The 11,770-nt window shown below is 66.5% G+C and carries 10 protein-coding genes; 2 read left to right on the forward strand and 8 right to left on the reverse strand.

Annotation, left to right across the window (positions count from 1 at the left end):
- On the reverse strand, window positions 1-1,901 hold a 1,901-nt coding region (locus Q0Z66_RS10770; RefSeq protein WP_298040966.1), incomplete at its 3' end, for a choice-of-anchor G family protein.
- Between the two features lie 380 nt (window positions 1,902-2,281).
- A complete protein-coding gene (gene recQ / locus Q0Z66_RS10775; RefSeq protein WP_366938991.1) occupies window positions 2,282-4,297 on the reverse strand; it encodes a DNA helicase RecQ in 2,016 nt (671 codons plus the stop codon).
- A gap of 68 nt (window positions 4,298-4,365) precedes the next feature.
- Here recQ and Q0Z66_RS12510 point away from each other — a divergent pair, with 68 nt between their 5' ends.
- Together Q0Z66_RS12510 and Q0Z66_RS10785 are read left to right on the forward strand one after the other, a co-directional pair.
- Complete coding sequence (locus Q0Z66_RS12510) at window positions 4,366-4,683, forward strand: GNAT family N-acetyltransferase (protein ID WP_366938992.1); 318 nt, start codon at window positions 4,366-4,368, stop codon at window positions 4,681-4,683.
- A gap of 65 nt (window positions 4,684-4,748) precedes the next feature.
- Window positions 4,749-6,335: an HNH endonuclease signature motif containing protein gene (locus Q0Z66_RS10785; protein WP_298040973.1), complete on the forward strand. Its 1,587-nt coding sequence runs from the start codon at window positions 4,749-4,751 to the stop codon at window positions 6,333-6,335.
- Window positions 6,336-6,419: 84 nt separating this feature from the next.
- On the opposite strand, the gene Q0Z66_RS10790 is transcribed toward Q0Z66_RS10785, so the two are convergent.
- The 6 genes from Q0Z66_RS10790 to Q0Z66_RS10815 form a co-directional block, all read right to left on the reverse strand.
- Window positions 6,420-7,874: a cation acetate symporter gene (locus Q0Z66_RS10790; RefSeq protein WP_298040976.1), complete on the reverse strand. Its 1,455-nt coding sequence runs from the start codon at window positions 7,872-7,874 to the stop codon at window positions 6,420-6,422.
- Complete coding sequence (locus Q0Z66_RS10795) at window positions 7,871-8,266, reverse strand: heavy metal transporter (RefSeq protein ID WP_298040979.1); 396 nt, start codon at window positions 8,264-8,266, stop codon at window positions 7,871-7,873. The genes Q0Z66_RS10790 and Q0Z66_RS10795 overlap by 4 nt, the downstream gene beginning before the upstream one ends.
- Window positions 8,263-9,000 (reverse strand): LytTR family DNA-binding domain-containing protein, encoded by a 738-nt coding sequence (locus Q0Z66_RS10800; RefSeq protein WP_298040989.1) that lies wholly within the window; start codon window positions 8,998-9,000, stop codon window positions 8,263-8,265. Before Q0Z66_RS10800 ends, Q0Z66_RS10795 begins: the two co-directional genes overlap by 4 nt.
- A 12-nt stretch (window positions 9,001-9,012) precedes the next feature.
- Complete coding sequence (locus Q0Z66_RS10805) at window positions 9,013-10,191, reverse strand: sensor histidine kinase (RefSeq protein ID WP_298040981.1); 1,179 nt, start codon at window positions 10,189-10,191, stop codon at window positions 9,013-9,015.
- Between the two features lie 16 nt (window positions 10,192-10,207).
- Entirely contained in the window at window positions 10,208-10,444 is a 237-nt protein-coding gene (locus Q0Z66_RS10810; RefSeq protein WP_298040983.1) for a YbdD/YjiX family protein, read from the reverse strand.
- A gap of 10 nt (window positions 10,445-10,454) precedes the next feature.
- Window positions 10,455-11,770 (reverse strand): carbon starvation CstA family protein (locus tag Q0Z66_RS10815; RefSeq protein WP_298040987.1); only part of this gene is annotated, 1,316 nt, incomplete at its 5' end.

Here is an 11,770-nt window from a genome sequence, read left to right on the forward strand (position 1 = left end):
TCAGCGTCCACATCAGCGTCCACATCAGCGTCCACATCAGCGTCCACATCAGCGTCCACATCAGCGTCCACATCAGCGTCCACATCTGCATCGACGTCAGCGTCCACATCTGCGTCCACGTCAGCGTCCACATCAGCGTCCACATCAGCGTCAGCATCGGCATCCGGGTCGGTCGCAGGCTCGAAGGTGACACGGACGTTGACCGTTGTCGTCGTAGGATCTGCACCCTCGACGGTCTGCTCAGCAGTGATCGTGTGGTCACCGACCGGAACAGCCGGGAACGTCACCGTCCAGTTGCCGTCCGTACCGACCGTGGCGGTCTGTGCACCGTCGACACCGGGAATCGTGACCGAGATGGCCGCGCCAGGCTCGCCGGTTCCGGTGACAGTGATGCTCTCCGCACCGTCCTCCGACTCGACCGGGAACTCCTGGCCGTCGGTGGGACCAGTGATCACGACATCTGCTGTCGCGACTCGAACCGTCGCCGAGGCGAGCGAAAGCTGAAGCAACGGCGTAGCGGTAGCAGGAAGCAGCGTCAACTGCAGAGCGCGCTGCGTGAACGATCCTTCGTCTTCCGCGGTCGCCTCGACGAAGTCGCCCGGAGTCTCCTGCACATTCGCGGTCAGCGAGAGCAAGTTGTTCGTCACGAGGCCGAAGAGGGGCTGCAATGCGGTGTTTACGGTCGTGACCACCGGGCGGAAGAGTGCGTCGAGCGCCCCTTCGTCGGTGATTGCGTCAGCAAGCGGAGTTACCAAAGCAGGCAGAATTGTGTTGGTCACCGCGGTCAGGATCGGAGTGACCAGCAACCCGACGTCCAGGCCGAGAACATTGGTTCCGTCTGTGTTGGTGACAGGCGGAGTGGATCCCGGAGCTCCGATGAAGCCGCCGAGCTCGCCCGAAATCTGGACGTCCACCCCGCCGATGCTGCCGAGCGGTGTCCTGATGTCACCAGTAATCGCAATGTTGACGTCAGCCGCGTTCAGCGCATCCGAAACGACGTTCACGAGCAAAGCCGGAATCTGATCCAGAGTGCTCGCGATCGCACCGTCGAGCGTCGCCTGAACGAGGTCCGGGTCGAGAATCTCGGTGTTGACCGGAAGACCGTTGAGGGTGCCGTCGTAGTCGCCACCCTGTGTGTCAGCGACCAATCGAGCAAGATCGACGCTCACAGTCCCTGTGGACAGATCGATGGTGAGCACGCTGTCATCCGAAGTCAGCGGCTGCGCGAGGAGCGACTGCACGGCGGCGTCAAGCTCAAGATCCACCGTTGCCGTCACGCCGAGTTCGTCGATCGAGCCGATGCCGAGAAGCAGCGCGTTCAAGGTGCTCGTAAGGCCGTCGAGCAGCGGGTTGATCGTACTTTCAATCGCTCCGCCTGCGCCGGCCAGATCATTGATCGGGTCGGAGATCTGGTCCAGCGTGGCAACGAGCGATTCCGAGAGACCAGCGATCGTCGGGCTCGTCAGCAGCAGAGTGCCGTTAGCGATCTGGTAGTCGCCCTCCGGCGCACCTGCATCGCCGTAGGTCGCAAGAGCCGAAACAGCGCCAAGCTCGAGACGTGCGTCGTTGAGCAGTGCGTCAAGACCTGCCGCGCCCAGAATGGGCTGGAGGTCAACGTATGCGTTCTCAGTCGGAGCGCCGCTGCCGACAGCGATGCTGCCGTCTGCGTTCACGAGACCTGAAGAAGCGAGCGGAACTTCGTCCGGCCCAGTGCTGGCGTACTGACCGAGCGCCCCGACGCCGATGATCCCGTTCGGGCCAAAGAGCTGAAGGCCATCGCCAAGATTGATGTTCAGCGCGTTGAGCACTTCCAGCGATAGCGGGTGATTGTCTTCCCCAGTTGCGCTGGGGTCGGCACTGTACGCGCCTGCCAGCTCAGCAACGGAGTTGAGGTTAACCACCGCAGTGTTTCCACTTAGCAGCCGGCCTTCAGCCTCTGAACTATCCGTTGGCAGAGCGAACGCAGAGTTCGCTACCAAGACTTGTCCGACGACGAGTGCACCTACGGCACCCACCGTCAGCGCTCTGCTTGTTCGCAGAGTCTTTCTCTTTCTAACCACTTACTGCCCCTCCCGTGATGCGGACTACGTTCGCGTCACAAGACCCTCCCCAGGCGTCGGCACACGACCGACAGAGCTCGTGTCGCAGACAGTATTGCCAGTTTCTTCCGGCGTGTCCAGCAAAAACTCAGCAACGACACATGCGTTTGCATGCTGTTCACCGCGTGTTTTCGCGGATGTCGCCCAGGACGAAGCTCCCGGTCGTGACCGAAAAGTTACCGTCAGTTGCCGTTGATGACAGAGATGACGGCCTCGCCGTACGCTTCGCGCTTCTTCTCACCGATGCCGGTGATGCCGTCGAGCTGCGCCAGCGACGCCGGCCGCAGCTCCGCGAGAGCACGCAGCGTCGCATCGCCGAAGACGATGTACGCCGGCTTGCCGATCTCACGGGCCGTCTCGGCACGCCAGACACGCAGGGCCTCGAACAGTGCGCGATCACCCTCGGCGACAGCATCCGATGCAGCCGACGCCTTGCGCGCACGGCTGCCCCCACCAGAACCAACACGACCCATGGTGTCTTTGCGCAGAGGGACCGGCGACGTTCCGGCCAGCACTCCGGCGGCCGCGTCGCCGGGCGCGAGGGTTCCGTAATCGCCCTGAGCGACGAGGATGCCGCGAGCCAGAAGCTGCCGCACGACGCTGCGCCAGTCCTGGTCAGACAGATCAGCGCCGATGCCGTAGGTGGCGAGCGCATCATGCCCCTGCTGGCGGATGCGCTCATTCGACGCCCCGCGCAGAATATCGATGAGGTGACCGGCGCCGAACTCCTGCCGGCGCTCGCGCTTGAGCCTGACGATGGTCGACAAGAGCTTCTGCGCCGGAATCAACCCGTCGAAGGTCTCCGGCTTCTCGAGACACGTGTCGCAGTTGCCGCACGGCTGCGATGACTGCCCGAAGTAGTTGAGCAGATTCTGCCTGCGGCATTCAACGGTCTCGCACAGCGCGAGCATCGCATCGAGGTGCTGCCCCATGCGCATCTTGAACGTGCGATCGCCGGGGCTGCGGTCGATGAGTCGACGCTGCTGCACGACGTCACCGAGGCCATATGCCATCCAGGCGATGGATGCTTCGCCGTCACGCCCCGCACGCCCCGTCTCCTGGTAGTACCCCTCGACGGACTTCGGCAGATCGATGTGCGCCACGAACCGCACATCCGGCTTATCGATGCCCATGCCAAAAGCGATCGTCGCGACCATGACAACGCCGTCCTCGCGCAGGAACCGCGACTGGTTCGCCGCCCGCACCTCGGCAGGAAGACCCGCGTGGTACGGCAGAGCATCGAAGCCCTGCGCCGCGAGATAGGTGGCCGTCTGCTCGACCGACTTGCGGCTGAGCGCGTAGACGATGCCGGCAGCCCCCTCGGGCTGCGAGCGCAGGAACTGCACCAGCTGCTTGCGCGGATCGACCTTCGGCACGATCCGGTACTGGATGTTGGGGCGATCGAAGCTCGCCACGAAGTGCTTGGCGACGTCGAGGTGCAGGCGCTCGGTGAGCTCCTTGTGCGTGGCGCGCGTCGCGGTCGCTGTGAGCGCCATGCGCGGAACGCCCGGGAACCGCTCGGCGAGATCTCCGAGCGCGAGGTAATCGGGCCGGAAGTCGTGACCCCACTGCGACACGCAGTGCGCTTCATCGATCGCGATGACGCTGAGGGTGCCGCGCTGCAGCAGGCTCGTCGTCGCGGGTGACGACAGGCGCTCGGGCGCGACATAGATGAGGTCGAGCTCGCCGGCGACATAGGCCCGCTCGACCTCCGCGCGCTCGGCGGGCGCCTGCGTCGAGTTCAGATAGGCCGCATTGACGCCATTGGCGCGCAGCGCATCGACCTGATCGTGCATGAGTGCGATGAGTGGGCTGATCACGAGCCCCGTGCCCTCGCGCACGAGCGCGGGCACCTGGTAGGTGATGCTCTTTCCCCCACCGGTCGGCATGAGCACGACAGCATCCCCGCCGCCGATCACCTGATCGACGATCGCCTGCTGATCACCGCGGAACGCGTCATAGCCGAAGACCGTGTGCAGCGCCTCCTGTGCGCTCGCGAAGCGCGACGGCGTCGCCGCGCGCACAGCGGATGCCACGGGTGTCACCGGCCCCGGACCCCAATCGAGCGGCGGCTCGAAGCCCGACCCCTGCGGTTCCCAATCCATCGGCTCAGGCGGCGGGGCGTACTCCCAGTCCTCGGGCGGAGGAACGTCGTCCCAGGGCAGATCCGCATACGGGTCACCAGGAATCTGCTGCATCCCTCCAGCGTAGCCAGCGCCGACGACGCCCGCGTCGACCTAGGGTGGAGGAGACGCGAAGGAGCATCATGACCGACGAAACCACTGTCACCCGAAACGACGAAGAATCCCGCTTCGAGATCCACCTGGGCGAGACGCTCGCCGGGTTCGCGCAGTTCCGGATGCGCGGCGATGAGATCCAGTTCATCCACACCGAGATCGATCCGGCGTTCCAAGGCAAGGGTCTGGCGAGCGTGCTCGCGGCGCACGCGCTGGCGGATGCTGTGACAGCCGGCTCCACGATCGTTCCCTACTGCCCCTACATCGCCGGATACCTGAAGAAGCATGACGTCGCCGGTGCGAACATCCGGTGGCCGGAGCTGCCCAAGGACCCGACCGAGGTCTGATCAGCCGCTTGGGAGAGTTTCGGAAAAGCATTGCTTGTTTCGAAGATTTGTTCTAATCTGGAGGCATGGCGACGCAGCTTCCTGAACTCCCGGCGATAGAGGATTCCCTCACTCGCCAGGGCGAGCTGCTCGACGAGTGGGTCGCCCTGGGCGCTGAGATCGGCGCCCTCGAAGCACGCCGCGCCGAGCTGCTGGCCGAGCGCCTCGACCTGCTCGCGCAGAGCCGTCTCGCCTCCGATGAGATGGCATTCCGGTCGATGTGCGCCGAGTACGCGGCAGCCGGGCACGTTTCTCCTTCGACGTTCGCCGAACACATTTCCTCGGCATGGATGCTGGTGCGCATGTTCCCGGCATCGTTGGCCGCCCTGTCGTCCGGGGCCATCAGTCGCCGTCACGCCGATGCCATCGTCGCCGAAGCCCCGCAGGCTTCCTCCCACCCCGATGCCGTCGCTCTGCGCAACGAGTACGAGAACAAGGTTCTTCCCTTCGCGGAGTCCTCGACCGTGGCGCGAACGAGGGCGCATGCCCGAGCCGTCGCGGCGGCGGTCTTCCCCGAGGGCACGGCCGCAGCCCATCGGCGAGCCCGGGGCGATCGTGCGGTGACGGTGCGCGCCGACGGCGACGGCATGGCGGTGCTCACCGCGATCCTTCCCGAAGTTCTCGCCTACGCGATCCACGACCGTCTGACGTCGATGAGCGAGGCGGTCATCACCGCACGGCCGAAGGGTCAGCGGCGTCCCCGGCGTTCCACGCTCGAGAAGATCCGCGCCGAACGCGATGCGGCACTCGCCGAGCAGTCACCGAGCACGCCCGAAGAACCCGTCGACCTCGAAGAACACTTCGCCCGGCAGTTCGACGAGCCCGCTCCGTGGGATTCGCCGGTGCTCGCCCCAGAACCCGATGCCCGGGCCGCCGATGCGGCCGCGGCGCAGGCCGCCCGCGTCTTCACCGAGGCCGACACCGAACAGGAGATCTCCGAGTTCGACCTCCTCGACCCAGAACTCCCCACCGAGGCGACGTTCCACAACTCGACGCCGATGCACGACGGGTACGGCGTGCAGATGCACGACACCCGCACGGTCGCCCAGCTTCGCGCCGACATCCTCGCCGACATGCTGCTGGCCGCGACGCCCACGAGCATCACGCAGACCTCCCTCGAATCGGTGCAGGCGCGGGTTCAAGTCACGATCGCGGCCTCCGCGCTGCGCGGTGGCGACGACGACCTCGCCGAACTCGACGGGCACGGGCCGATGGCCGCCGACATGGCCCGCATCCTCGCCGGCACGACCGGCAGCTGGGAACGAATCTTCCTCGACCCGCGTGGAATGGTCGTCGAAACCGACAACTATGTACCGACCGCATCGATGAAGAAGTTCCTTCGGGCGCGCGACCAGCACTGCCGCTTCCCCGGATGCCGCACGGCCGTGAGCCGCTGCCAGATCGACCACAACCACGATCATGCCCAGGGCGGAAGAACGGCGATCGACAACCTCGCGCACTTCTGCACGAGCCACCATCCGCTCAAACATCCCGACGTCGACGACCGAGACAGGTGGACGGCGAAACAGCTCGACGACGGCGTCATCCTCTGGACGAGTCCGCTCGGGCGAACCTACACCGACGAACCACCACTGCGCGTGATGTTCGTCTGAGAACCCCTCCCGTGCAGCGCGGGCTCGCGCAGCGCCGCGTTGTCAGCGCGGTGTTCTCAGGGCGGCGTTCTCAGCGCTGTGTTCTCAGCGCTCCGGCGTGTGCAGGCGGCCCAGATAGCGCTCTGCGCGCAGCGGCGCTCCGTGGGCATCGAGCTTCGAGACCGCGACGGTGATCGCGGTCGCGAGCGGAATGGTCCACGCCGCGGGCTGGGCGAGGAACGGTGCCGCCAACCCCACACCGCCCACCGCCGTATAGACGAGCAGCGCAAGCGCGGTGGCTGCGCCGCCCGTGATCATCCCGGCCACGGCTCCCCGCGCCGTCAAACCCCGCCACCACACCCCCAGCAGCACCACGGGCGAGAGCATCGACGCGGCGAACACGAACACCATCCCGACACTCGACCCCAGCCCCGCCGGGGCCGTGATCAGCGCGATCACCAGCGGCACCAGCGTGCACAGCACCGCCGACAACCGGAACGAACGCACCGACCCCGAGAAGACATCCTGGCTGATGACCCCGGCCAGCGACACGATCAACCCCGCCGACGTCGCCAGGAACGCCGCGAACGCACCCGCAGCGATCAGCGCCGTCAACAGCTCGCCGAACAACCCCGGGAACACGCGCGAGGGCAGCACCAGGGCGACCGTGTCGGCAGCATCCGGATTCGCGAGATCCGGTGCGACGATCCGCGATACCAGCCCCATCCCGCTCGACACCGCATAGAAGGCGCTCACCATCACGATCACCAGCACCGTCGTCTGCCGCGCAGAAACACCCGTCGGGCTCGTGTAGAAGCGCACGAGAACATGCGGCAGACCCATCGTGCCGAGCACCAGGGCCAGCATGAGCGACGCGGTCTGATAGAGATCGAGCCCCGCGGGCCCCGCCTCAGCCGGGAAGATCACAGCAGCATCGACGTCGTGCGATCCGCCGGTCAGGGCGAAGACGATGCAGAACAACGGCACGAGCAGCGCGAACAGTTTCAACCAGTACTGGAACGCCTGCACGTACGTGATCGCCCGCATGCCTCCGGCGGCGACGGATGCCGCGACCAGCACCGCGACCGCCACCTCGCCGACCCACTGCGGAAGCCCCGCCACCACCATCAAAGTGATCCCCGCACCGTGCAGCTGCGGCACGATGTACAGCCAGCCGATGATGAGCACCGCCAGGCTCGTCACCCGTCGCGCTCGTACCGACTCCAACCGCGCCTCGATGAAATCCGGGATCGTATAGGCGCCGCTGCGCCGCAGAGGTGCGGCGACGAAAACCAACACCAACAGGTACCCCGCCGCATAGCCGATCGGAAACCAGAAACCGCGCGCTCCCTCCAGCAGCACGAGTCCCGAGAGACCGAGGAACGTCCCCGCCGACAGGTATTCCCCGCTGATCGCCGATGCGTTCCACACCGGGCGCACCGTGCGCGACGCGACGAAGAAGTCGCCCGTCGTGCGCGAGATGCGCAGACCGTAGACGCCGATCAGCAGCGTCGCCACGATCACCAGCGCGATGCCGATGATGTCGAGGACGACGTTCATCCGCGCTCCCTCAGATCCCGATAGGCGCGCTCATTCCGTGCTGCTCCCCGCGCGTACAGCAGCGCGAACACGATGATCACCGGATAGAACGCGAACGCATGCAGGATCCACGACAGCGGCAGCCCCACGATCACCACCCGATCGATCTCGGGGATCAGCGCGATCACGAGCGTGAGCGTCGCCGTGACGACCACGAAGCCCGCGACCGTGCCGAGGGCCAACCGCAACTGGCTCCGACGCAGAGCACGCGCGAACACCGCATCCGCGTCATCCGCCGGCGACCCCGGCAGCGCGATCCCCCGCGTTCCGGGAACACTCGTCGCGGCATCCGACGTCACCCGCACCCGCCGCAGCGGCCGCTGCGTCGCCCCGGACGCCGCACGATCGCTCATCGATCCGCCCTGCCCCCGACCCGCGACTCGACGCGCAGCAGCGCCTCCCGCACACCCGGCAGCAGGCGCCGACTCACCGGCAGCGCCACGGCTCCGACCGACACCACCGGCTCCGTACCCGACAGCCGCGCCTCATCGACCGCAGCCACCGCCACCAGGTACGAACGATGCACCCGCACGAAACCCGCATCCGCCCAGCGCTGCTCCAATTCCGAAATCGGAATACGCACCAGATGGCCCACGCCGTCCGCAGCGTGCAACCGCGAATAATCGCCCTGCGCCTGCACCCAGCGCACCTCGCTGCGATTCACGAAGCGCACGCTCGACCCGACCGTGACGGTCAGCACCTCGTCCTCCGTCGGCGCGGCCGTGCCGCCCAGCTCGAGAACCCGATCGACCGCACGCCGCAGACGATCGGTGCGCACCGGCTTGAGCAGATAGTCCGCCGCTCGCAGATCGAAAGCATCCACCGCCCGCGCATCATCCGCCGTCACGAAGACGACCGCCGGGGGCTCGGCCAGTGAGGTCATCGAACGGGCGAGATCCATGCCCGACAAACCCGGCATGTGGATGTCGAGGAACGCGATCGCCACAGCCCGCTCCGACAGCACCCGCAGCGCCTCCGCCCCCGAACCCGCCGTCAGGATCTCGGAGATGCGCTCATCGCGGCGCAACAGGTGCACGAGCTCATCCAGCGCCGGACGCTCATCATCCGCGACGAGCACATCGATCACGACAGCCTCCACTCATTCATGCCCGAGATCGTGCTGCGGCTGCGACTTCGGCACCCGCATGCGCACCAGGGTACCCGCGCCCGTGTTCGTCTCGACGACCAGGCCGCCCTCCGCCCCGTACATCTGCCGCAACCGCGTATCCACATTGCGCAGGCCCACATGCGCGCCGTCATCACCCACCGTCAACAGGGCGCGCAACGACTCCGGGTCCATCCCCACACCATCGTCCTCGACCGTGATCTCGGTGTGCGTCGCATCATCATTCGCGATGATCCGGATGCTGCCGCCGCCCTCCCCCGGCTCCAACCCGTGCCGCACCGCATTCTCGACCAGCGGCTGCACCGACAGGAACGGGATCACCGTCGTCAGCGTCTCCGGCGCGATCTGCAGGGTCACCTCGAGCCGGTCGCCGAAACGGGCCCGCTCGAGCGTGAGATACGAATGGATGCTCTGCAGCTCCTCCGCGAGCGTCGTGAACTCTCCCTGCCGCCGGAACGAATACCGTGTGAAGTCCGCGAAATCCAGCACCAGATCGCGCGCCCGCTCCGGGTCGGCATGAATGAACGACGCGATCGCCGTCAACGCGTTGTAGATGAAGTGCGGCGAGATCTGCGCGCGCAGCGACCGCAGCTCGGCCTCGGCGAGCGCCGTGCGCGAAGCATCCAGACCGCTCAGCTCCACCTGCGCCGCGCACCACTCCGCAACCTCGCCCGCTGCCCGCACGAGCGCCGCCCGCACCGGCGTCGCGAACGCCACGACCACGCCGACCACCTGCCCATCGACGAGGATCGGCGCCCCGACCGCCTCGAGCTCCTCCCCCTCCGGGTGCGGAAACACCTGCGGTCTGCGCGTGCCGCGCACCCGCTCCGTGATGCGAACCGCCGCGGCTTCGAGGCCATCAACGGGGCCATCGATCGCGACCGCATCATCCGCCCCGACGATCGCCACCGCCGTGCTGCCCAGCAGCACCCGCAGATGCCGGGCCGCCCGCGCCACATCCGGCCCGCTCAGCCCGCCCCGCAGATGCCGGGCGGCAAGACTCGCCTGATGCAGCGCCCGATGAGCCGCCAGATCCGCCGGGCCGCCCAGATGCGTGGTCCCCCGTGCCAGACGCCGGGCCAGCAGCAACAGCACGACGAGCACGATCCCGCCGAGCACCCCGAGCACGGCTGCGAGGACGACATCGTTCATGGCGTCAGCCTAGGGCTCAGCAGCAACGAGCACCGGGGTTGCGGTCCTGCTCATCCATCCGGTCGCGCCAGAATTCGCGCTCCGTCATCGGATCCTGATCCGGATGCTGACGACGCTGATGGGCGACATACGTCTCATAGGCGCTGTCGCCCATCAGGTTGTGGACGTACCAGCGGATGCCGCGCCCGGCCCGGGCGAGCAACCCCCCGATCGCACGCAGGGGCGTGGACGCGGCATCCGACTGGTTCGTCACGATGATCCTCTCAGTGCTGCGCCGGAGAACGGCGCTCTTCCTCGAGGATCGGCTCCCACTGCTTCTCGAGCTCGCGCTCGGCAGGAGTGGCCAGGAAACCCGCAGGAGCGTAGCGACGCGAAGCGATCGGCTCGTCCTCCGTGTTTTCTCCGCCGCCGCGGATGACCGCCCTGATCGTGACGAGCACCGCCACGATCATGACGATGATCGCCAGCACGACGAAGATGATCGACAGCGTGCCCTGCACAGCCGTGTTGCGGATGACCGCCTCGACCGTGATCGTCTCGCCCAGGCTGCCATCGCCCGCTTCGAGCGCCGCCCGGTACTTGAAATTGTTCGCCCAGTAACCGACCGCCGGGTTGGGCGAGAAGATCTTGTACATGGACGCGGTGATCGTGATGACCGCCGTGAACGCGAGCGGAACCGCGACGATCCACAGCCAGCGCAGGTAGTTCTTACCGCGCTTCGCGACGATCGCCATGACCACGGCGAGCGCGATGGCCGCCAGCAGCTGGTTCGCGATGCCGAACAGCGGGAAGAACGTGTTGATGCCGCCGAGCGGATCCGTCACACCAAGGATAAGGATGTATCCCCAGCCCGCGACCATGATCGCCGTCGTGATCCACACACCCGGACGCCACGAGACATCACGGAACTTCGGGATCCAGCTGCCGATCGTGTCCTGCAGCATGAACCGGGCGACACGCGTACCGGCATCCACCGCGGTCAGGATGAACAGCGCCTCGAACATGATCGCGAAGTGGTACCAGAACGCCATGAGAGCCTGGCCGCCCAGAGCCTGCTGCATGATGTGCGCGAGACCCAGCGCGAGCGTCGGCGCACCACCGGTGCGCGAGACGATCGAGGGTTCACCGACATCCGCCGCGGTGCCCGTGAGCATCTCCGGCGTGATGTTCACCCCCGTCAGACCGAGCGAGTTCACGAACGCGACCGCACCCTCCACCGTGCCGCCCGTGAGCGCCGCCGGCGAGTTCATCGCGAAGTAGATGCCTTGATCGATCGAGATCGCGGCGACGAGCGCCATGATCGCGACGAACGACTCCATGAGCATTCCGCCGTAACCGATGAAACGCGTCTGACGCTCCTTCTCGACGAGCTTCGGCGTCGTGCCCGACGAGATCAGCGCATGGAAGCCCGATAGTGCACCACAGGCGATCGTGACGAACAGGAACGGGAACAGCGCCCCTGAGAACACCGGGCCGTCGCCGTTCTCACCGAACACCGTGACCGCGGGAACCGAGATCTCCGGACGCACGATCACGATCGCACCGGCGAGCATCACGATGACGCCGATCTTCATGAACG

The organism is uncultured Microbacterium sp. (assembly GCF_947632095.1).
In the GTDB taxonomy this organism is placed as follows: Bacteria; Actinomycetota; Actinomycetes; order Actinomycetales; family Microbacteriaceae; genus Microbacterium.

Excerpts from the sequence above, each read along its gene's own strand:
- Q0Z66_RS10785 (WP_298040973.1), top strand. The coding sequence starts at position 4,749 with ATGGCGACGCAGCTTCCTGAACTCCCGGCGATAGAGGATTCCCTCACT.
- Q0Z66_RS10790 (WP_298040976.1), bottom strand. The coding sequence starts at position 7,874 with ATGAACGTCGTCCTCGACATCATCGGCATCGCGCTGGTGATCGTGGCG.
- Q0Z66_RS10795 (WP_298040979.1), bottom strand. The coding sequence starts at position 8,266 with ATGAGCGATCGTGCGGCGTCCGGGGCGACGCAGCGGCCGCTGCGGCGG.
- recQ (WP_366938991.1), bottom strand. The coding sequence starts at position 4,297 with ATGCAGCAGATTCCTGGTGACCCGTATGCGGATCTGCCCTGGGACGAC.
- Q0Z66_RS10805 (WP_298040981.1), bottom strand. The coding sequence starts at position 10,191 with ATGAACGATGTCGTCCTCGCAGCCGTGCTCGGGGTGCTCGGCGGGATC.
- Q0Z66_RS12510 (WP_366938992.1), top strand. The coding sequence starts at position 4,366 with ATGACCGACGAAACCACTGTCACCCGAAACGACGAAGAATCCCGCTTC.